23 protein-coding genes, 1 tRNA gene, 2 rRNA genes and 1 other RNA gene are annotated in these 21537 nt (G+C 42.2%); 26 read left to right on the top strand and 1 reads right to left on the bottom strand.

Annotated elements, in window-relative coordinates:
- Nucleotides 1-28: 28 nt before the first annotated feature.
- The 13 genes from KX728_RS00085 to KX728_RS00145 all read left to right on the top strand — a co-directional run bounded on the left by KX728_RS00085 (nucleotide 29) and on the right by KX728_RS00145 (nucleotide 10697).
- Nucleotides 29-2931, top strand: a 23S ribosomal RNA gene (locus tag KX728_RS00085).
- A 76-nt stretch (nucleotides 2932-3007) separates the two neighbouring features.
- Nucleotides 3008-3123: ribosomal RNA gene (gene rrf / locus KX728_RS00090) — 5S ribosomal RNA — on the top strand.
- A gap of 5 nt (nucleotides 3124-3128) precedes the next feature.
- Nucleotides 3129-3202 (top strand) — tRNA-Asn (locus KX728_RS00095).
- A 208-nt stretch (nucleotides 3203-3410) separates the two neighbouring features.
- Nucleotides 3411-3623 carry a sigma(X)-activator ComW gene (comW, locus tag KX728_RS00100; RefSeq protein WP_219108644.1) on the top strand — a complete coding sequence of 71 codons (213 nt, stop codon included), beginning with the start codon at nucleotides 3411-3413 and terminating at the stop codon, nucleotides 3621-3623.
- A 265-nt stretch (nucleotides 3624-3888) separates the two neighbouring features.
- Nucleotides 3889-5175 (top strand): adenylosuccinate synthase, encoded by a 1287-nt coding sequence (locus KX728_RS00105; RefSeq protein WP_215805100.1) that lies wholly within the window; start codon nucleotides 3889-3891, stop codon nucleotides 5173-5175.
- Nucleotides 5176-5375: 200 nt separating this feature from the next.
- The gene (tadA, locus tag KX728_RS00110; RefSeq protein WP_001110101.1) at nucleotides 5376-5843 is read left to right on the top strand and encodes a tRNA adenosine(34) deaminase TadA; all 468 of its coding nucleotides are present in this window, start codon (nucleotides 5376-5378) and stop codon (nucleotides 5841-5843) included.
- 32 nt (nucleotides 5844-5875) lie between these two features.
- An RNA gene (ffs, locus tag KX728_RS00115) (signal recognition particle sRNA small type) lies at nucleotides 5876-5973 on the top strand.
- A gap of 58 nt (nucleotides 5974-6031) precedes the next feature.
- On the top strand, nucleotides 6032-6475 hold the full coding sequence (locus KX728_RS00120; protein ID WP_000701998.1) for a dUTP diphosphatase: 444 nt from the start codon (nucleotides 6032-6034) through the stop codon (nucleotides 6473-6475).
- 1 nt (nucleotide 6476) lies between these two features.
- Entirely contained in the window at nucleotides 6477-7016 is a 540-nt protein-coding gene (locus KX728_RS00125) for a histidine phosphatase family protein (protein WP_215805101.1), read from the top strand.
- Nucleotides 7017-7029: 13 nt separating this feature from the next.
- Complete coding sequence (gene radA / locus KX728_RS00130) at nucleotides 7030-8391, top strand: DNA repair protein RadA (protein WP_084917279.1); 1362 nt, start codon at nucleotides 7030-7032, stop codon at nucleotides 8389-8391.
- Between the two features lie 72 nt (nucleotides 8392-8463).
- Nucleotides 8464-8958, top strand: a complete 495-nt coding sequence (locus KX728_RS00135; protein WP_002876632.1) for a beta-class carbonic anhydrase — start codon at nucleotides 8464-8466, stop codon at nucleotides 8956-8958.
- 213 nt (nucleotides 8959-9171) lie between these two features.
- Nucleotides 9172-10140 carry a ribose-phosphate diphosphokinase gene (locus KX728_RS00140; protein ID WP_000010174.1) on the top strand — a complete coding sequence of 323 codons (969 nt, stop codon included), beginning with the start codon at nucleotides 9172-9174 and terminating at the stop codon, nucleotides 10138-10140.
- Nucleotides 10141-10259: 119 nt separating this feature from the next.
- On the top strand, nucleotides 10260-10697 hold the full coding sequence (locus tag KX728_RS00145) for a CoA-binding protein (RefSeq protein WP_049490128.1): 438 nt from the start codon (nucleotides 10260-10262) through the stop codon (nucleotides 10695-10697).
- 28 nt (nucleotides 10698-10725) lie between these two features.
- On the opposite strand, the gene KX728_RS00150 is transcribed toward KX728_RS00145, so the two are convergent.
- The gene (locus tag KX728_RS00150; RefSeq protein ID WP_000009151.1) at nucleotides 10726-11736 is read right to left on the bottom strand and encodes a YeiH family protein; all 1011 of its coding nucleotides are present in this window, start codon (nucleotides 11734-11736) and stop codon (nucleotides 10726-10728) included.
- 151 nt (nucleotides 11737-11887) lie between these two features.
- Here KX728_RS00150 and KX728_RS00155 point away from each other — a divergent pair, with 151 nt between their 5' ends.
- From KX728_RS00155 to purC, 13 genes are all read left to right on the top strand, one after another.
- On the top strand, nucleotides 11888-13057 hold the full coding sequence (locus KX728_RS00155; RefSeq protein WP_084917280.1) for a pyridoxal phosphate-dependent aminotransferase: 1170 nt from the start codon (nucleotides 11888-11890) through the stop codon (nucleotides 13055-13057).
- Nucleotides 13054-13824: a DNA repair protein RecO gene (gene recO, locus KX728_RS00160; protein ID WP_070534765.1), complete on the top strand. Its 771-nt coding sequence runs from the start codon at nucleotides 13054-13056 to the stop codon at nucleotides 13822-13824. The genes KX728_RS00155 and recO overlap by 4 nt, the downstream gene beginning before the upstream one ends.
- Nucleotides 13821-14813: a phosphate acyltransferase PlsX gene (plsX, locus tag KX728_RS00165; RefSeq protein WP_084917282.1), complete on the top strand. Its 993-nt coding sequence runs from the start codon at nucleotides 13821-13823 to the stop codon at nucleotides 14811-14813. The genes recO and plsX overlap by 4 nt, the downstream gene beginning before the upstream one ends.
- A 5-nt stretch (nucleotides 14814-14818) precedes the next feature.
- The gene (locus tag KX728_RS00170; RefSeq protein ID WP_045593788.1) at nucleotides 14819-15055 is read left to right on the top strand and encodes an acyl carrier protein; all 237 of its coding nucleotides are present in this window, start codon (nucleotides 14819-14821) and stop codon (nucleotides 15053-15055) included.
- A gap of 318 nt (nucleotides 15056-15373) precedes the next feature.
- Nucleotides 15374-15517: a class IIb bacteriocin, lactobin A/cerein 7B family gene (locus tag KX728_RS00175; RefSeq protein WP_000180838.1), complete on the top strand. Its 144-nt coding sequence runs from the start codon at nucleotides 15374-15376 to the stop codon at nucleotides 15515-15517.
- A 17-nt stretch (nucleotides 15518-15534) separates the two neighbouring features.
- A complete protein-coding gene (locus KX728_RS00180) occupies nucleotides 15535-15684 on the top strand; it encodes a class IIb bacteriocin, lactobin A/cerein 7B family (protein ID WP_001052546.1) in 150 nt (49 codons plus the stop codon).
- Nucleotides 15685-15696: 12 nt separating this feature from the next.
- Nucleotides 15697-15873: a hypothetical protein gene (locus KX728_RS00185; protein ID WP_000793177.1), complete on the top strand. Its 177-nt coding sequence runs from the start codon at nucleotides 15697-15699 to the stop codon at nucleotides 15871-15873.
- Between the two features lie 149 nt (nucleotides 15874-16022).
- Nucleotides 16023-16178 (top strand): hypothetical protein, encoded by a 156-nt coding sequence (locus KX728_RS00190; RefSeq protein WP_000661692.1) that lies wholly within the window; start codon nucleotides 16023-16025, stop codon nucleotides 16176-16178.
- Between the two features lie 24 nt (nucleotides 16179-16202).
- A complete protein-coding gene (locus tag KX728_RS00195; RefSeq protein ID WP_001081404.1) occupies nucleotides 16203-16424 on the top strand; it encodes a hypothetical protein in 222 nt (73 codons plus the stop codon).
- Nucleotides 16425-16461: 37 nt separating this feature from the next.
- The gene (locus tag KX728_RS00200) at nucleotides 16462-16650 is read left to right on the top strand and encodes a hypothetical protein (protein ID WP_000722236.1); all 189 of its coding nucleotides are present in this window, start codon (nucleotides 16462-16464) and stop codon (nucleotides 16648-16650) included.
- Between the two features lie 442 nt (nucleotides 16651-17092).
- A complete protein-coding gene (comA, locus tag KX728_RS00205; protein ID WP_215805102.1) occupies nucleotides 17093-19246 on the top strand; it encodes a peptide cleavage/export ABC transporter in 2154 nt (717 codons plus the stop codon).
- A 12-nt stretch (nucleotides 19247-19258) separates the two neighbouring features.
- Nucleotides 19259-20608, top strand: a complete 1350-nt coding sequence (comB, locus tag KX728_RS00210; RefSeq protein ID WP_215805103.1) for an HlyD family secretion protein — start codon at nucleotides 19259-19261, stop codon at nucleotides 20606-20608.
- 168 nt (nucleotides 20609-20776) lie between these two features.
- Nucleotides 20777-21484, top strand: coding sequence for a phosphoribosylaminoimidazolesuccinocarboxamide synthase (gene purC, locus KX728_RS00215; RefSeq protein WP_215805104.1), 708 nt, complete (start codon nucleotides 20777-20779; stop codon nucleotides 21482-21484).
- The last annotated feature ends 53 nt before the right edge of the window (nucleotides 21485-21537 follow it).

Raw genomic sequence — 21537 nt, forward strand, 5'->3', positions numbered from 1 at the left:
AGTTTATGACTGAAAGGTCAAAAAATAAGGTTAAGTTAATAAGGGCGCACGGTGGATGCCTTGGCACTAGGAGCCGAAGAAGGACGTGACAAACGACGATATGCCTTGGGTAGCTGTAAGTAAGCGATGATCCAGGGATTTCCGAATGGGGGAACCCAACAGGTACTACCTGTTACCCGCATCTGTTAAGGATGTGAGGAGGAAGACGCAGTGAACTGAAACATCTAAGTAGCTGCAGGAAGAGAAAGCAAAAGCGATTGCCTTAGTAGCGGCGAGCGAAACGGCAGGAGGGCAAACCGAAGAGTTTACTCTTCGGGGTTGTAGGACTGCAATGTGGACTCAAAGATTATAGAAGAATGATTTGGGAAGATCAGCCAAAGAGAGTAATAGCCTCGTATTTAAAATAGTCTTTGTACCTAGCAGTATCCTGAGTACGGCGGGACACGTGAAATCCCGTCGGAATCTGGGAGGACCATCTCCCAACCCTAAATACTCCCTAGTGACCGATAGTGAACCAGTACCGTGAGGGAAAGGTGAAAAGCACCCCGGGAGGGGAGTGAAATAGAACCTGAAACCGTGTGCCTACAACAAGTTCGAGCCCGTTAATGGGTGAGAGCGTGCCTTTTGTAGAATGAACCGGCGAGTTACGATATGATGCGAGGTTAAGTTGAAGAGACGGAGCCGCAGGGAAACCGAGTCTGAATAGGGCGCATTAGTATCATGTCGTAGACCCGAAACCATGTGACCTACCCATGAGCAGGTTGAAGGTGCGGTAAGACGCACTGGAGGACCGAACCAGGGCACGTTGAAAAGTGCTTGGATGACTTGTGGGTAGCGGAGAAATTCCAAACGAACTTGGAGATAGCTGGTTCTCTCCGAAATAGCTTTAGGGCTAGCGTCGACATAAAGATTCTTGGAGGTAGAGCACTGTTTGGGTGAGGGGTCCATCCCGGATTACCAATCTCAGATAAACTCCGAATGCCAATGAATTATGGTCGGCAGTCAGACTGCGAGTGCTAAGATCCGTAGTCGAAAGGGAAACAGCCCAGACCACCAGCTAAGGTCCCAAAATAATTGTTAAGTGGAAAAGGATGTGGGGTTGCACAGACAACTAGGATGTTAGCTTAGAAGCAGCTATTCATTCAAAGAGTGCGTAATAGCTCACTAGTCGAGTGACCCTGCGCCGAAAATGTACCGGGGCTAAAACAATTTACCGAAGCTGTGGATACCTTTATAGGTATGGTAGGAGAGCGTTCTATGTGTGAAGAAGGTATACCGTGAGGAGTGCTGGAACGCATAGAAGTGAGAATGCCGGTATGAGTAGCGAAAGACAGGTGAGAATCCTGTCCACCGTAAGACTAAGGTTTCCAGGGGAAGGCTCGTCCGCCCTGGGTTAGTCGGGACCTAAGGAGAGACCGAAAGGTGTATCCGATGGACAACAGGTTGATATTCCTGTACTAGAGTATGTAGTGATGGAGGGACGCAGTAGGCTAACTAAAGCAGACGAATGGAAGAGTCTGTCTAAGCAGTGAGGTGTGATATGAGTCAAATGCTTATATCTATAACATTGAGCTGTGATGGGGAGCGAAGTTTAGTAGCGAAGTTAGTGACGTCACACTGCCAAGAAAAGCTTCTAGCGTTTAAACATACTCTACCCGTACCGCAAACCGACACAGGTAGTCGAGGCGAGTAGCCTCAGGTGAGCGAGAGAACTCTCGTTAAGGAACTCGGCAAAATGACCCCGTAACTTCGGGAGAAGGGGTGCTGACTTTACGTCAGCCGCAGTGAATAGGCCCAAGCAACTGTTTATCAAAAACACAGCTCTCTGCTAAATCGTAAGATGATGTATAGGGGGTGACGCCTGCCCGGTGCTGGAAGGTTAAGAGGAGTGCTTAGGAGTAATCCGAAGGTATGAATTGAAGCCCCAGTAAACGGCGGCCGTAACTATAACGGTCCTAAGGTAGCGAAATTCCTTGTCGGGTAAGTTCCGACCCGCACGAAAGGCGTAATGATTTGGGCACTGTCTCAACGAGAGACTCGGTGAAATTTTAGTACCTGTGAAGATGCAGGTTACCCGCGACAGGACGGAAAGACCCCATGGAGCTTTACTGCAGTTTGATATTGAGTGTCTGTACCACATGTACAGGATAGGTAGGAGTCTATGAGATCGGGACGCCAGTTTCGAAGGAGACGTTCTTGGGATACTACCCTTGTGTTATGGCCACTCTAACCCGGATAGGTTATCCCTATCGGAGACAGTGTCTGACGGGCAGTTTGACTGGGGCGGTCGCCTCCTAAAAGGTAACGGAGGCGCCCAAAGGTTCCCTCAGAATGGTTGGAAATCATTCGCAGAGTGTAAAGGTATAAGGGAGCTTGACTGCGAGAGCTACAACTCGAGCAGGGACGAAAGTCGGGCTTAGTGATCCGGTGGTTCCGTATGGAAGGGCCATCGCTCAACGGATAAAAGCTACCCTGGGGATAACAGGCTTATCTCCCCCAAGAGTTCACATCGACGGGGAGGTTTGGCACCTCGATGTCGGCTCGTCGCATCCTGGGGCTGTAGTCGGTCCCAAGGGTTGGGCTGTTCGCCCATTAAAGCGGCACGCGAGCTGGGTTCAGAACGTCGTGAGACAGTTCGGTCCCTATCCGTCGCGGGCGTAGGAAATTTGAGAGGATCTGCTCCTAGTACGAGAGGACCAGAGTGGACTTACCGCTGGTGTACCAGTTGTCTTGCCAAAGGCATCGCTGGGTAGCTATGTAGGGAAGGGATAAACGCTGAAAGCATCTAAGTGTGAAACCCACCTCAAGATGAGATTTCCCATGATTTTATATCAGTAAGAGCCCTGAGAGATGATCAGGTAGATAGGTTAGAAGTGGAAGTGTGGCGACACATGTAGCGGACTAATACTAATAGCTCGAGGACTTATCCAAAGTAACTGAGAATACGAAGTGTGAGGTTTTCTTTGTATTTGATAGATATTCAATTTTGAGTAGGTATTACTCAGAGTTAAGTGACGATAGCCTAGGAGATACACCTGTACCCATGCCGAACACAGCAGTTAAGCCCTAGAACGCCGGAAGTAGTTGGGGGTTGCCCCCTGTGAGATATGGAAGTCGCTTAGCTTTTATCCGCCATAGCTCAGTTGGTAGTAGCGCATGACTGTTAATCATGATGTCGTAGGTTCGAGTCCTACTGGCGGAGTATAAATCGAAACGTTCAATTGAGCGTTTTTTTATTTATAAATATATTGGACTGTTGAAATTTCAAATCTTAATTTTTAAATCTATAATGACCTCTTTATTTTATTTTTAGTTCGTTTAGCTTTAAATTCTTCTTTTATAGGATTTGAAGCTTTTTTAGTTCTTATTTCTGTTAGACTAGTGTTAGTAATAAGAAAGGGAATTTTTATATGCTTCAGAAATTTTATGACCGAGCATTTGTCTTTTTGAAACTAGTTGAACAAGAATATGCCTCTTTAGGCCAGAGTTGTGCAGAGTGGGAATCACTTCATCTTCAGTTTTTACTATATTACCTAATTCGATTTAAAATTAAAAGTGAAAGGGACTTTTCTCTATATCACTTTAGAACAGCTTATCGTCTATATTTAGATAAATTTCTGTAAGGTGGTACAACTCTCATCCAATGGGAAACATCTATATCATAATTACGAACAATAATTGTAGCTATATTTTAAAAAATATAGAATTAGCTTATAATTAAAGGTATTTGTGTTTAGAATTGAAAGAATTTCCAAATCTTTTCTACTGTTTCTTCTTGATAAAATAGTGTTTTTTTCTTATAATAAATTGTAAGATATAATTGCGGGTGAAATTCCTGCCATGTATATGAGAAAGGACGAGCTACTAGTAGCTCAGACGAATTTTATTATGACTTCAGTTGTTGTTGTAGGTACCCAGTGGGGTGATGAAGGTAAAGGGAAAATTACAGATTTTCTTTCAGCTAATGCAGAGGTAATTGCTCGTTATCAAGGTGGTGATAATGCTGGTCACACGATTGTGATTGATGGTAAGAAATTTAAGTTGCACTTGATTCCATCTGGAATTTTCTTTCCTGAAAAAATCTCTGTTATTGGGAATGGGATGGTTGTAAACCCTAAATCTCTAGTAAAAGAGTTGACTTATCTTCATGAAGAAGGTGTGACAACAGATAATTTGCGCATTTCGGATCGTGCGCATGTCATTTTACCATATCACATTGAATTAGACCGTTTGCAAGAGGAAGCTAAGGGCGACAATAAAATTGGTACTACAATCAAGGGAATCGGTCCAGCCTATATGGATAAAGCTGCTCGTGTTGGAATTCGTATTGCAGATCTTTTGGATAAAGAAATTTTTCGTGAGCGTTTGGAACGCAATCTTACGGAGAAGAATCGTCTGTTTGAAAAATTATATGACAGTACTCCTATTTCAATTGATGATATTTTTGAAGAGTACTACGAGTATGGCCAACAAATCAAGCAGTATGTGACAGATACATCTGTTATCTTGAACGATGCGCTTGATAATGGCAAACGTGTACTGTTTGAAGGTGCGCAAGGTGTCATGTTGGACATTGATCAAGGGACTTATCCATTTGTTACTTCTTCAAACCCTGTCGCTGGTGGTGTGACGATTGGGTCTGGTGTTGGTCCAAGTAAGATTGACAAGGTTGTAGGTGTCTGTAAAGCCTACACAAGTCGTGTAGGAGATGGACCGTTCCCAACTGAATTATTTGATGAAGTGGGAGATCGCATCCGTGAAGTAGGTCATGAATATGGTACAACAACTGGTCGTCCACGTCGTGTGGGTTGGTTTGACTCAGTTGTGATGCGTCACAGCCGCCGTGTATCTGGGATTACCAATCTTTCATTGAACTCTATAGATGTTTTGAGTGGTTTGGATACTGTGAAAATCTGTGTCGCCTATGATCTTGATTGTCAACGTATTGATTACTATCCTGCTAGTCTTGAGCAGTTGAAACGTTGTAAGCCAATCTACGAGGAATTGCCAGGTTGGTCAGAAGACATCACTGGAGTCCGTAATTTGGAAGACCTTCCTGAGAATGCACGCAACTATGTTCGTCGTGTAAGCGAGTTGGTTGGTGTTCGTATCTCAACTTTCTCAGTAGGACCTGGTCGTGAACAAACTAATATTTTAGAAAGTGTTTGGTCATAGGAGATTTTTAAGATTAGTTTAAGACAGGTTGGGTATACTATAGACAGTTACAGGAAGACCTCCTAACTTGTTGTAACAAATATCCTAAACTTTTCTTTTTCATAATAATCTCCCTATTAAGTCACCGAATTCGGTGGCTTTTTTTGTGTTGAGAATCATGATATAATAATAAAATCGACAAGTAGGAAAAGAGAAGAACGATGAATTATACAGTTGAAGAAAAAGAAGCCTTTATGAGAGAGGCTTTGAGAGAGGCTGAGATTGCCTTAGAACACGATGAAATTCCAATTGGTTGTGTGATTGTCAAGGATGGAGAAATCATTGGTAGGGGGCATAATGCGCGCGAGGAGTTGCAACGGGCGGTCATGCATGCAGAAATCATGGCTATAGAGAATGCGAATGTGAGTGAAGAGAGTTGGCGACTGCTTGATTGTACGCTTTTTGTGACCATTGAGCCTTGTGTTATGTGTAGTGGTGCGATTGGGCTTGCCCGTATTCCAAACGTAGTTTACGGGGCTAAAAACCAGAAATTTGGTGCAGCTGGGAGCTTGTACGACATTTTGACAGATGAGCGTCTCAATCATCGTGTAGAGGTAGAAACGGGAATTTTGGAAGATGACTGTGCAGCGATTATGCAGGACTTTTTCCGAAATCGACGTAAAAAATAATTTCTCTTTAAAAATAGAGGGGAATGTGGTATAATAACTAGTGGAGCAACAGTTCTGCGTGAAGCGGGTCAGGGGAGGAATCCAGCAGCCCTAAGCGATGTGAATTGTGTGCTCTTTTTTCGTGCTTTTTTCGAATAAATAAGATAAAATAGCCTAGAATAAAAGATTAAATTAAAAAGAGGAATAATATGAAAATTCGTGGTTTTGAATTAGTTTCTAGTTTTACAGATGAAACTTTGTTACCTAAACGTGAGACAGCGCATGCAGCTGGCTACGACTTAAAGGTTGCGGTGCGTACGGTTATCGCTCCAGGAGAGATTGTTCTCGTCCCAACGGGTGTTAAGGCTTATATGCAGCCGACTGAGGTGCTCTATCTTTATGACCGTTCATCAAATCCTCGTAAAAAAGGTTTGGTCTTGATCAACTCTGTTGGCGTTATTGATGGAGACTATTATGGTAATCCTGGGAATGAGGGGCATATCTTTGCTCAGATGAAGAATATCACAGATCAAGAAGTTGTTCTTGAAGTTGGAGAACGTGTAGTTCAGGCTGTCTTTGCACCATTTTTAATCGCGGATGGAGATGAAGCAGCTGGCGTGCGGACTGGTGGATTTGGATCGACTGGACACTAAGATGAAGATTATCTTTGTACGTCACGGGGAACCAGATTATAGTATGCTTGATAAACTTGAAAATTCGCAACTATATAGTGGTTTTGGTCGTGATTTAGCACCATTGACAGGAAAAGGTCGCAGTCTGGCAAAAGAAGTTGCTAAAACTACATGTTTTGGAAAGGCAGAGATTATTATTTCATCGTCTGTGACGAGGGCTTTAGAAACAGCACATTATATAGCAGTTGAAACGGGATTGGACTTATTTGTGGAGCCGTTTTTTCATGAGTGGCGTCCAGACTTAGATGGTACTAACTCTGATTTAACTAGTGTATTGGTAGCTCATGAATATTATCTAAAACATCAAGGAGGTTTATCTGAAGATTCTCCTTATCGCTATGAAACTGATCTAGAGATGCGTCATCGTTTTTTAAGAGCTTTGGAAAAATATAAAAATTATAAAACTATTATCATTGTAACTCACGGAATGCTCATGCGCCAATTTGTATCAAACGAGAAGATTGATTTTTGCCAAGTGATTGAGTGTGAGATAGAGATTTAGAAAGAGGTTTATCATCGCAAAGAAAAAAGCGACATTTGTATGTCAAAATTGTGGGTATAATTCCCCTAAATATCTGGGACGTTGTCCTAACTGTGGGTCTTGGTCTTCTTTTGTAGAAGAGGTTGAGGTTGCCGAGGTCAAGAATGCGCGTGTGTCTTTGACAGGTGAGAAAACCAAGCCCATGAAACTGGCTGAGGTGACTTCCATCAATGTCAATCGAACCAAGACGGAGATGGAGGAATTTAACCGTGTGCTTGGTGGAGGTGTGGTACCGGGGAGTCTCGTTCTTATCGGTGGGGATCCAGGGATTGGGAAATCAACCCTTCTCTTACAAGTATCGACTCAGATGTCCCAAGTAGGGACTGTTCTCTATGTCAGTGGGGAGGAGTCTGCCCAGCAGATTAAACTCCGTGCAGAGCGCTTGGGGGATATTGATAGCGAGTTTTATCTCTATGCAGAGACCAATATGCAGAGTGTTCGATCTGAGGTGGAGCGCATCCAACCAGATTTTCTCATCATCGACTCTATCCAGACGATTATGTCTCCTGAGATTTCAGGGGTGCAGGGGTCTGTGTCTCAGGTGCGTGAGGTAACGGCTGAACTCATGCAGTTGGCGAAGACTAATAACATTGCTATCTTTATCGTAGGACATGTGACTAAGGAAGGAACCTTGGCAGGTCCGCGTATGTTGGAGCATATGGTGGATACGGTGCTTTACTTTGAAGGGGAGCGCCACCATACCTTCCGTATTTTGAGGGCAGTCAAAAACCGTTTTGGTTCCACTAATGAGATTGGGATTTTTGAGATGCAGTCGGGTGGATTGGTTGAGGTACTCAATCCGAGTCAAGTTTTCCTAGAGGAGCGTTTGGATGGGGCTACTGGCTCGTCAATCGTTGTGACCATGGAAGGGACCCGTCCGATTTTGGCGGAGGTTCAGGCTTTGGTAACACCAACCATGTTTGGAAATGCTAAGCGTACGACGACTGGACTTGATTTCAATCGTGCAAGTCTGATTATGGCTGTTTTGGAAAAACGAGCAGGGCTTCTTTTGCAAAATCAGGATGCTTATCTCAAATCTGCTGGTGGCGTCAAATTGGATGAGCCTGCCATTGACTTAGCCGTTGCAGTGGCTATTGCCTCTAGTTACAAGGACAAGCCTACCAATCCTCAGGAATGTTTTGTGGGTGAACTGGGCTTGACCGGAGAAATTCGGCGCGTGAATCGCATCGAACAACGCATAAATGAAGCGGCAAAACTGGGCTTTACCAAGATTTATGTACCCAAGAATTCCTTGACAGGAATCACTCCACCCAAGGAAATTGAAGTCATTGGTGTGACAACGATTCAAGAAGTTTTGAAAAAGGTCTTTGCATAATCCGTGACAAATCCTCTTAAAAATGATAAGATAGGAGAAATATTTGATTATCAAATTTTTCAGGAGGGAATCGTGTCGTATTTTGAACAGTTTATGCAAGCCAATCAGGCTTATGTTGCCCTACATGGGCAGTTAAATCTGCCACTTAAACCCAAAACCAGAGTAGCTATCGTGACCTGTATGGACTCACGTCTACACGTTGCGCAAGCTCTAGGTTTGGCCCTTGGGGATGCTCATATCTTGCGGAATGCGGGTGGTCGAGTAACTGAGGACATGATTCGTTCACTGGTGATTTCCCAGCAACAAATGGGGACAAGAGAGATTGTGGTGCTTCACCATACAGATTGTGGAGCTCAAACCTTTCAAAATGAAAGTTTTCATGAACATTTGAAACACGAGCTCGGAGTCGATGTGTCTGATCAAGATTTTTTACCATTCCAGGATGTGGAAGAGAGTGTGAGAGAGGATATGCAATTGCTTCGAGAATCTCCACTGATTCCTGATGATGTGGTTATTTCAGGTGCTGTCTATGATGTGGATACAGGAAGTATGAGAGAAGTATACTAACTTTGCCTCGAAAAAATCTCATCCTAGCATAAAATCGATTGTTAAAATGTAGGATTTTCAGATTTAATATAGCTAATATAAAATAGTATAAAACAAGGGTATAAATGTTTACTCTTGTTTTATTTTTGATTGAAAAATAAAGGAAAAAGCGCTACAATGGTAGATGGAAAATGTTGTGTAAAAACAAGTGATACATAAATACCGGAGGAAATCATGTCTTTTTCTGATTTAAAGCTGTTTGCCCTTTCTTCTAATAGAGAATTGGCAGAGCGTGTGGCGCAAGAAATTGGGATAGAGTTGGGGAAATCGACTGTTCGCCAATTTTCAGACGGAGAGATTCAGGTCAACATCGAAGAATCAATCCGTGGGAAACACGTCTTTATCCTACAATCAACTAGTTCACCTGTAAATGATAATTTACTTGAAATTTTGATTATGGTGGACGCATTGAAGCGTGCTAGTGCAGAATCTGTCAATGTTGTTATGCCTTACTATGGCTATGCACGTCAGGATAGAAAAGCGCGCGCGCGTGAGCCAATCACAGCAAAACTCGTTGCAAACATGCTAGAAGTTGCTGGGGTAGATCGTTTGTTGACGATTGATTTGCACGCTGCACAGATTCAGGGATTCTTTGATATTCCTGTAGATCACTTGATGGGTGCTCCCTTGATTGCGGACTATTTTGAACGTCGTGGCATGGTTGGCTCTGACTACGTGGTTGTCAGCCCAGACCATGGTGGGGTGACTCGTGCTCGTAAATTGGCAGAGTTTTTGAAAACTCCGATTGCGATTATTGACAAACGCCGTAGTGTAGACAAGATGAATACCAGTGAAGTGATGAACATCATTGGTAAGGTAGAAGGTAAGACTTGTATTTTGATTGACGATATGATCGATACAGCTGGAACTATTTGTCATGCGGCGGATGCTCTTGCTGAAGCAGGTGCTGTTGAGGTTTACGCAAGCTGTACGCACCCAGTTCTTTCAGGACCAGCTATGGACAATATCCAAAAATCAGCTATTAAGAAATTGGTTGTTTTGGATACGATCTACCTACCAGAGGAGCGTTTGATTGATAAGATTGAACAAATTTCGATTGCTCATCTTCTTGGCGATGCCATTATCCGTATCCACGAAAAACGTCCTCTTTCTCCCCTATTTTGTATTGAGAAAAAGATTTAATCTTTCACTTGAAGTAGACAGAACTCCTAGCAGGTTTCTTTTCTTGCTAGGAGATTTTTATAGTCAAAATCTGCAAGCCTTTTCAAAATATGCTATACTGAGAAAAAAGGAGGATTTCTATGAGCCAAGAATTTATCAATCCAAGTGATGGTGTGATCCGTCAGTATCTTACAACCAGTAAAACGTTAGCGGTAGTGGGTTTGTCCGATCGTGAGGAAACAACTAGTAATCGAGTGACCAAGGAAATGCAAGCTCGGGGCTATAAAATCATTCCAGTTAATCCCAAGGCTGCAGGTGGGGAAATCTTGGGAGAAAAGGCTTATGCGAGTCTAGAAGAGATTCCTTTTCCTGTAGATATTGTCAATGTTTACCGTCGCAGTGAGTTTTTACCAGATGTGGCGCGTGATTTTCTCAAGGCTGATGCTAAGATTTTTTGGGCACAACTGGGACTTGAAAATCTAGAAGCGGAAGAAATCTTACGTGCTGGAGGATGCGATGACATCGTGATGAATCGTTGTATTAAGAGAGAACATACTCGCTTAATTCTTGAGCAATAAAAAGGTAGCCATGGGCTACCTTTTTATTTTATAAAGTACCAATCAATGCTTGCATGCCAAGACTGGTGAGGATGATGGCAATCCAGCAAAGGGCTCCAAGAAGAATGGATTTACCGCTGGATTTGACCATGGCAATCAGATTGGTTTTGAGACCGATGGCACTCATGGCCATGATGATAAGGAATTTGGAGAGTTGTTTGAGAGGGGTGAAGAAGCTACTAGACACGCCGAGAGAGGTGAGAAGAGTCGTTAAGAGAGAGGCTAAGATGAAATAAAGGATAAAAAGTGGGAAGACTTTTTTTAGTTGGAAATCTTGGCTGTTTTTTTGCTGGCGACTTTGCCAGTAGGAGAGAAAGAGCGTGATGGGGATGATTGCTAAGGTGCGCGTGAGTTTGACAATAGTTGCAGACTCAAGGGTATTGGTCTGATAAAGACTGTCCCAGGAGCTGGCGGTAGCCGTTACAGAAGAAGTATCATTGACTGCAGTTCCTGCAAAGAGGGCGAAGCCATCATTGGATAGGTGAAGCCAGGTTCCTAGAGTTGGAAAGATAAGTGCTGCTAAGACATTGAAGAAAAAGATAACGGAGATGGCTTGGGCAACTTCTTTTTCCTTGGCATGGATAACGGGTGCTGTCGCAGCAATGGCAGAACCACCACAGATAGAAGAACCCACTCCAATCAAGGTAGCCAGTTTTGTGTCTAGCGCAAAGAAACGCTGGAAGAGGTAGGCAACGATTAAGGAAATCGAAATGGTGGAAAGGATGACGGGGAGTGAAGATTGTCCAACTGCGAAGACTTGCGAGATATTGAGACCAAAACCGAGTAAGATAACGGCATACTGGAGCAATTTCTTGGAACTAAAGGTCAAACCTGCGTCTAGTTGTTTGTAGGGTGAGAGCCAGGGGTGGAGGAGCATTCCAGCAAAAATTGCAAAGACAGGTGCACCCACGACGGGGAAAAATCCTCCCAGAAACCATGATACGATAGAAATGAGAAGGCAGGCCAAGATGCCTGCTCCATTTTTTGATAAAAATGACATATAAACCTCCGAAAATAAGCACTTATTATTATAGTCCTATTGAGAAGAAAAGTAAAGCAGAAAGTGAAAAATGCGGGGTTCAGATGGATTTTGCGGTCAGGGAGCTTTTGTAGTATAATAGTACTATGTTCTGTAAGCAAGGGGGATATCTATGGACTTAACCAAACGCTTTAATAAACAATTAGATAAGATTCAAGTGTCCTTGATTCGCCAGTTTGATCAGGCCATTTCAGAGATTCCTGGAGTTCTACGCTTGACCTTGGGAGAACCTGATTTTACAACGCCAGATCATGTCAAGGAGGCGGCAAAGCGGGCCATTGACCAGAACCAATCCTACTATACAGGGATGAGCGGTTTACTGACCTTGCGCCAGGCTGCTAGCGACTTTGTAAAAGAAAAATACCAGCTAGATTATCATCCTGAAAATGAAATTTTGGTTACAATTGGGGCGACAGAGGCTTTATCTGCTACTTTGACAGCTATTTTGGAAGAGGGGGACAAGGTGCTCTTGCCAGCTCCTGCCTATCCAGGCTATGAACCGATTGTCAATCTGGTTGGGGCAGAGATTGTCGAGATTGATACAACTGAAAATGGTTTTGTCTTGACTCCTGAGATGTTGGAAAAGGCCATTTTGGAGCAAGGGGACAAGCTCAAAGCTGTCATTCTCAACTATCCAGCTAATCCGACAGGAATTACCTATAGTCGGGAGCAGTTGGAAGCCTTGGCAGACGTTTTACGCAAGTATGAGATTTTTGTTATCTGTGATGAGGTTTACTCAGAATTAACCTATACAGGGGAAGCTCATGTATCTCTGGGAACTATGCTGAGAGACCAGGCTATTATTATCAATGGTTTGTCTAAGTCTCATGCTATGACAGGTTGGCGTTTAGGCTTTATCTTTGCTCCTGCGGTTTTCACAGCTCAGTTAATCAAGAGTCACCAGTATTTGGTTACTGCTGCAAATACGATGGCTCAGCATGCTGCGGTGGAGGCTTTGACCGCTGGTAAAAATGACGCAGAGCCTATGAAAAAGGAATACATCCAGCGTCGTGATTATATCATCGAAAAGATGACTGCTCTTGGTTTTGAGATTATCAAACCAGATGGGGCCTTCTATATCTTTGCTAAGATTCCAGCGGGCTACAATCAAGACTCCTTTGCTTTTCTGAAGGATTTTGCCTATAAGAAGGCCGTTGCCTTTATCCCTGGTGCCGCCTTTGGACGTTATGGGGAAGGCTATGTTCGTCTATCTTATGCAGCCAGCATGGAAACGATCAGAGAGGCCATGAAACGACTTGAGGAGTACATGAGAGAAGCATGATTCAGTCTATCACGAGTCAAGGTCTCGTACTCTACAATCGTAACTTTCGTGAGGATGACAAGCTAGTCAAAATTTTTACCGAGCAGGCGGGCAAGCGCATGTTTTTCGTCAAACACGCTGGCCAGTCCAAACTAGCTCCGGTTATTCAGCCCTTGGTGTTGGCACGATTTCTCTTGCGAATCAATGATGACGGGCTTAGCTACATCGAGGACTACCATGAGGTGATGACCTTTCCAAAGATTAATAGTGATCTCTTTGTTATGGCCTATGCTACCTATGTGGCAGCTCTTGCAGATGTTAGTTTGCAGGATAATCAGCAGGATGCTCCCTTGTTTGCTTTCTTGAGAAAGACTCTGGAGTTGATGGAAGCAGGGATAGATTATCAGGTCTTAACCAATATTTTTGAAATTCAAATCTTGACTCGATTTGGAATCAGCCTTAATTTTAATGAGTGTGTCTTTTGCCATCGGGTGGGTCAGGCCTTTGACTTTTCTTTCAAATATGGAGCCTGCCTTTGCCCAGAGCATTATCATGAGGATGAGAGACGTTGTCATCTCAATCCCAATATCCCTTATCTGCTCAATCAATTTCAAGCCATTGATTTTGAAACCTTGGAGACCATTTCGCTTAAGGCAGAAATCAAGCAAGAGCTACGCAAGTTTATGGATCAACTCTACGAAGAGTACGTTGGGATTCACCTTAAATCAAAGAAATTTATTGATTCCCTAGCAGACTGGGGACAATTACTAAAAGAGGAAAACAAATGAAAAAAATTGCAGTAGATGCTATGGGGGGCGATTACGCACCTCAAGCCATCGTTGAGGGTGTCAATCAAGCCCTTGCTGACTTTTCAGATATTGAGATTCAACTCTACGGAGATGAAAGCAAGATCAAGCAATATCTAACGGCTACAGAGCGCGTCAGCATTATCCATACGGATGAGAAAATCAACTCAGACGATGAGCCGACAAAAGCTATCCGTAAGAAGAAAAATGCCAGCATGGTATTAGCAGCCAAGGCAGTCAAAGAGGGAGAAGCAGACGCCGTCCTCTCAGCTGGGAACACAGGTGCCTTGTTGGCTGCAGGATTCTTTATTGTGGGTCGTATCAAAAATATCGATCGTCCAGGACTCATGTCTACCTTGCCGACCATCGATGGAAAAGGCTTTGATATGCTAGATCTCGGTGCCAATGCAGAAAATACAGCCCATCATCTGCACCAATACGCTGTTTTAGGTTCCTTCTATGCGAAAAATGTTCGTGGGGTTTCGAAACCACGTGTTGGTTTACTCAACAATGGAACAGAAAGCAGCAAGGGCGACCCGCTTCGTAAGGAAACTTACGAATTGCTAGTAGCTGATGAAAGTTTGAACTTTATCGGAAACGTGGAAGCGCGTGATCTGATGAATGGCGTTGCGGATGTTGTCGTGACAGATGGTTTCACGGGAAACGCTGTTCTCAAATCCATTGAAGGGACAGCCATGGGAATTATGGGCTTGCTCAAGACAGCTATTACAGGTGGTGGTCTTCGAGCGAAGCTAGGTGCTCTACTTCTCAAGGATAGTCTTAAGGGGTTGAAGACACAGCTCAACTATTCAGATGTTGGAGGAGCAGTCTTGTTTGGCGTCAAGGCGCCAGTTGTAAAAACTCATGGCTCAAGTGATGCTAAGGCTGTGTACAGTACGATTCGTCAGATTCGTACTATGCTAGAAACAGACGTAGTTGCTCAAACTGCGCGTGAATTTTCAGGAGAATAAAAAAGATGACAGAAAAAGAAATTTTTGACCGTATTGTAACCATTATCCAAGAGAGACAGGGAGAAGACTTTGACGTAACAGAAGCCTTAAGTTTGAAAGACGATCTAGATGCGGACTCAGTGGATTTGATGGAGTTTGTCTTGACACTAGAAGATGAATTTGGTATCGAAATCACTGATGAGGAAATCGATCAACTTCAAAGTGTAGCGGATGTAGTAGCAATTATTAAAGATAAAAAATAGCCAAAAGCAACATGCAAGTCATGTTGTTTTTTTATTTGCGGAAAAAAGAGAAACTTTTAGTAGAAATTGCGAATAAAGAGATGAGAAAGAAAAAGGAGGAACGTTTATGTATGTGACCGGTTTTTATCCGTGGTTTATTAAGTGGTTTTTAAAATAAAAATGAATGAATTGTTCATTTTCGAATTGTTTTTCGAATAGATAAGTGAGAAGAAAAGAAAGGAGAGAAGAAAATGATTTCAGTAATTTACCCAATCTGGCTATTTAAGTGGCTTAGAGGTTAAAGATTAGATATATAGAAAAATATAGAGGAGAAGAAAGATGACAAACTTTGACAACATGGAACAGAACTTTGTAGCTCTTACAGAAGAAGAGTTGACGGATGTGAATGGGGGGTCGGTTACCGCTGTAGTTGTAGGAGGTGTCTTACTAATTGGTGGTATTGCTTGGGGCTATTTTATGTAATAATAAGGAGAGAAAAAATGAATTTAAATAAATGGACAGAATTGACAGAAGAAGAATTGATGAATACAGAAGGTGGCTTAATTACCATAGCCATGATTGCTGGAGGAGTAGCAATTTTCCTTGGTGGTCGATTAATTGGTCAAGATTTAAAACGTAAATTTGGATAAAAGTAGAATTGTATGAAAAATCTAAAAAATGTAATGGGAGCAGTTCTAATTATTTTTGGAGTGCTTTGCATATTGGGAGATTTAAATGTAATCACCTTTAATGTTGAAAAATATTTCCAAACAGAATTAGTTGTTCCGATCCTTATTTTGATGATGAGTTACTTGGATTTAGCTAAAGACAAGGTTTAAAGAGAACTATTTTTAGTGTATGGCAACTGCTATTGAATAGTCATCTTTTAGTTATTATCAATGAAATAAGAACTAATTTAGGAATAGTAGGGATTTTGGTTGGAGTAGCTATTGGATTAGCCAGTATTATTTAAAAAGGAGAGAGAAAAATGAAAGAAATGGATAAAAAATTTGATATCATGACAGAAGAAGATTTGGCTCTTACTGAAGGAGGCTTCATTGTCACTACTTCCACAGCAATAGCTTGGGGTGTATTAGGAGTAGCTGCTTATATGTATGGGCGTTATCTAGGAAGTAGACGTTAATCTAAATATAGAAGGAAATTAACTATGAATCGTAACCTAAATCTCAATACACTCTTACCTAAATTAGCTACTGTAATTCCTTTGTCGGCTATAGCTCTCAATCTCGCGCTTCATCTGATTCGTACAGGTTCATTAGTATCCTTTGATTGGCAATGGACTGTAGTTGGTTTGCTTGCTTCGAGCTATTTTGGTATTTTTTGTAAGGATTTGACGAAAAATAATCAAAACTATAAAAGATCAATCTGAATGAAAAGGATTTTGTGCATGTAAATAGGAGTCTGCTATGAAAAAAATCTTATTAGGATTTGCTGAGGGGTATTTTGTCGTATCGATTATTCTTTATATCGCAACGTATTTGATTATGAAAAATCCGATCAATACTCTGTTTTATCCAGAAACCTATCCAATTCTGCTTGGTCTGTTTTATCTAGGATACAAGTACAAAACAAAAGAAAGTACGAGTGGGAATTGATGGACCATCAGATTGGAGTTTGAGATGAAAGTTGTTCAATTACTAGAAAAAACTTGGCCAGAGACCACTGTATTATTTAGCTCGATGGCTTATCTAATGATTAGAATCGTGGCCGATATAAACAAGATACATCTACCTACATGGTTTGAATGTTTTGATCTACCTACGATTTCATTATTTTTGATGACATTTATCTCACTTTATAGAAGTAAAGAGAATATCATTTCAGAATAGTTTATTTCTGGGCATTCATTTTTTAACGGTTACTTTAAGCAGGCAGAACTTTTGTTCTGCTTTTTACATTTAAATGATAGTTTATGCTTTCTAAAGTGCGTTTTAGGCGCAAAAATGGTTTATTTAGGAATATTTTCCTGTTTTTACCCTTATTTGGTTAAAATAATCTTACAAAGTTTTAAAGAGATTGTTAGAAAAAGGAGAAGATATGAAATTTAGGAAAAGGCACTATCGTCCCCAGGTGGATCAGATGGATTGTGGCGTGGCTTCCTTAGCCATGGTATTTGGCTACTATGGTAGTTATTACTCCTTGGCTCATCTACGAGAATTAGCCAAGACGACCATGGATGGGACAACGGCTTTGGGTTTGGTCAAGGTGGCAGAGGAGATTGGGTTTGAGACGCGGGCTATCAAGGCGGATATGACGCTTTTTGATCTGCCAGATTTGACCTTTCCTTTTGCGGCTCATGTGCTCAAGGAAGGGAAATTGCTCCACTACTATGTGGTGATAGGTCAGGATAAAAAGTACATTCATATCGCTGATCCGGATCCGGGTGTCAAGCTGACTAAGATTTCCCGTGAGCGATTTGCGCAAGAATGGACAGGGGTTAGTATTTTTATGGCGCCATCTCCGAGCTATAAACCTCATAAGGAGAAAAAACAGGGGCTCTTATCCTTCATGCCGATTTTACTCAAACAGCATGGCTTAATTACCAATATCGTCCTAGCGACACTCTTGGTAACACTGATTAACATTGTAGGTTCTTATTATCTACAGTCTATCATTGATAGTTACGTACCAGATCAGATGCGTTCGACCTTGGGCATTATCTCAATAGGACTAGTCATCGTCTATATCCTCCAGCAGATTTTGTCCCATGCGCAGGAATACCTTTTACTTGTTCTGGGGCAACGCTTGTCCATCGATGTGATTTTGTCCTACATCAAGCATGTTTTTCACCTGCCGATGTCCTTTTTTGCGACACGCAGAACAGGGGAAATCGTTTCTCGTTTTACAGATGCTAACAGTATCATCGACGCGCTAGCTTCGACCATTCTTTCGATTTTCCTAGATGTGTCGACGATTTTGATTATCTCGCTTGTGCTATTTTCACAGAACATCACGCTCTTTTTCATTAGTCTGCTTGCACTTCCTATCTATACCGTGATTATCTTTGCTTTTATGAAGCCGTTTGAAAAGATGAATCGGGATACCATGGAAGCCAATGCGGTTCTGTCTTCTTCTATCATTGAGGACATCAACGGTATTGAGACTATTAAATCTTTGACCAGTGAGAGTTCGCGCTATCAAAAGATTGATAAGGAATTTGTGGCTTATCTAAAAAAATCTTTTACCTATAGTCGGGCAGAAAGCCAGCAAAAGGCTCTGAAAAAAGTTGCCCAGCTCCTGCTCAATGTTGCCGTTCTCTGGCTAGGAGCTATTCTTGTCATGGATGGGAAAATGAGTTTGGGCCAGCTGATTACCCATAATACTTTGCTTGTTTACTTTACCAATCCTTTGGAAAATATCATTAACCTACAAACCAAACTTCAGACAGCGCAGGTTGCCAATAATCGCTTAAATGAGGTTTATCTAGTAGCTTCGGAGTTTGAGGAGAAGAAAACGGTAGAAGATTTGAGCATGATGAATGGAGATATGACCTTTAAGCAGGTTCACTATAAGTATGGCTATGGTCGAGATGTCTTGTCGGATATCAATTTGACCATTCCGCAAGGGTCTAAGGTAGCTTTTGTGGGGATTTCAGGTTCGGGTAAGACCACCTTAGCCAAGATGATGGTTAATTTTTACGACCCAAGTCAGGGAGAGATTAGTCTGGGTGGTGTCAATCTCAATCAGATTGATAAAAAGGCCCTGCGCCAGTACATCAACTATTTGCCTCAACAGCCCTATGTTTTTAACGGAACGATTTTGGAGAATCTTCTCCTTGGAGCCAAGGAGGGGACGACTCAGGAAGACATCTTACGGGCGGTTGAGTTGGCCGAGATTCGGGAGGATATTGAGCGTATGCCCCTGAATTACCAGACAGAATTAACTTCGGATGGGGCTGGAATTTCTGGTGGGCAACGGCAGAGAATCGCTCTGGCGCGTGCTCTCTTGACAGATGCGCCTGTCTTGATTTTGGACGAGGCGACTAGCAGTTTGGATATTTTGACAGAAAAGCGAATCGTGGATAATCTTATGGCTTTGGATAAGACCTTGATTTTCATCGCCCATCGCTTGACCATCGCTGAGCGGACAGAAAAGGTTGTTGTTTTGGAGCAGGGCAAGATTGTCGAAGAGGGCACCCATGCAGGCTTGCTTGCACAGGATGGCTTTTATGCCCATTTGGTCAATAGCTAGAAAGAGGAGAGGATGAAACCAGAATTTTTAGAAAGTGCGGAGTTTTATAATCGTCGTTACCATAATTTTTCCAGTCGGGTGATTTTACCTATGTCACTTCTGTTCGTGTTTTTACTAGGATTTGCAGTTTTTGCAGAGAAAGAGATTAGTTTGTCTACTAGAGCTACTGTCGAACCTAGTCGGATCATTGCCAACATCCAGTCGACTAGCAATCAACGGATTGTGGCAAATTATCTGGAAGAAAATAAACTGGTCAAGCAGGGGGATTTACTCGTTGAGTACCAGCAGGGGGCGGAAGCTGTTCAAGCTGAAGCATACGCCAGTCAATTGGAGATGTTAAAGGATCAAAAAAAGCAGTTGGGGTATTTGCAATCCAGTTTGAAAGAGGGGAGTGATCAATTTCCAGAGGCGGATAAGTTTGGATATCAGGAGATGTTTCGAGACTATCTCAGCCAAGCTAGTAGTCTTAGGAGCAATGTTTCTCAACAAAATGCCAGCATCTCTTCTCAAAATGCAGCCGCAAGTCAGAGTCAGGCTGAGATTGGCAACCTTATCAGCCAAACAGAGGATAAAATCCGAGATTACAAAACAGCTAAGTCGGCGATTGAAAAAGGAGATCAACTGGATAGTCAAAATGCAGCCTACTCATTTTATCAGACTTATAAAAACCAAGCTGGAGATGATTCGCAAGCTAAATCGCAAGTTATTGCACAGGTGGATGCACAAATTGCCCAGCTAGAGTCTAGTTTAGCTACTTATCGTGTGCAGTATGCGGGTTCTGGAGCTCAACAAGCCTACGCAACGGGACTGGATAGTCAACTGGAATCCCTCAAGTCTCAGCACCTAGTCAAAGTCGGCCAGGAATTAACCCTTTTGGATCAGAAAATTTTGGAGGCAGAGTCGGGTAAGAAAGTCCAAGGAGGTCTGCTGGACAAGGGGAAAATTATAGCAAGTGAGGATGGGGTGCTTCACCTTAATCCTGAGACCAGTGAATCTACGATGGTTGCAGAAGGAACTCTGCTAGCCCAGCTCTATCCATCCTTGGAAAAAGAAGGCAAAACCAAACTCACAGCCTATCTCAGTTCAAAAGATGTTGCTAGAGTTAAGATTGGGGACTCTGTCCGTTATACTACGACTAATGATGCGAAGAATCAAATCTTCCTGGATTCTACGATTACAAGTATTGATGCGACAGCTACCAAGACTGAAAAGGGCAATTTCTTTAAAATAGAGGCGGAGACCAGTCTGACTCCTGAACAGGCAGAAAGTCTTCGCTATGGTTCAGAAGGGCGTTTGACGCTAATCACAGGGAAGAAAAGCTATTTGCGCTATTATTGGGATCAATTTTTGAACAGAGAATAATGTTCGTCTTTTTTCGAGATAACTGATTGAAAAACTGTAAGACAAAGGTGTTTTGCGGTTTTTTCTTTACGCAACAAGCGCTATTTTGTTAATAGTTCGTAAAAATCTTGAATTTTTGTTTGTTTTGTGGTAGAATGTGCTCAAGTAATACGAAAGGCGAACTTTAAAATGTCAAAAAAATTGATCTATTCGGGAAAAGCCAAGGATATCTATACAACTGAGGATGAAAATCTCATTATTTCAACTTACAAGGACCAGGCGACTGCTTTCAATGGTGTTAAGAAGGAGCAGATTGCGGGCAAGGGAGTGTTAAATAATCAGATTTCATCTTTTATTTTTGAGAAATTAAATGCGGCTGGTGTAGCGACTCACTTTGTGGAGAAACTTTCGGACACGGAACAACTCAATAAAAAGGTTGAGATTATTCCTTTGGAAGTTGTGCTCCGCAACTACACGGCTGGTTCCTTTTCAAAACGTTTTGGCGTAGAAGAAGGTATCGCATTTGAGACTCCAATTGTCGAATTTTACTATAAAAATGATGATTTGGATGATCCCTTTATCAATGATGAACATGTGAAATTCCTAAAAATTGCGGATGACCAGCAGATTGCTTACTTGAAAGAAGAAACCCGTCGTATCAATAAACTTTTGAAAGTCTGGTTTGCTGAGATTGGCCTTAAATTGATTGACTTTAAGCTAGAGTTCGGTTTTGACAAGGATGGTAAGATTATCTTGGCAGACGAGTTTTCACCAGATAACTGCCGTTTGTGGGATGCAGATGGCAACCACATGGATAAGGATGTTTTCCGTAGAGGATTGGGAGAACTAACAGACGTTTATGAGATTGTCTGGGAAAAGTTGCAAGGTTTAAAATAACATCTTCAAGGTCGTTTGGGAACATTGCAAGAGCTGAAATAAAGGAATAAGAA

This window comes from Streptococcus oralis (assembly GCF_019334565.1).
GTDB lineage: Bacteria > Bacillota > Bacilli > Lactobacillales > Streptococcaceae > Streptococcus > Streptococcus oralis_CR.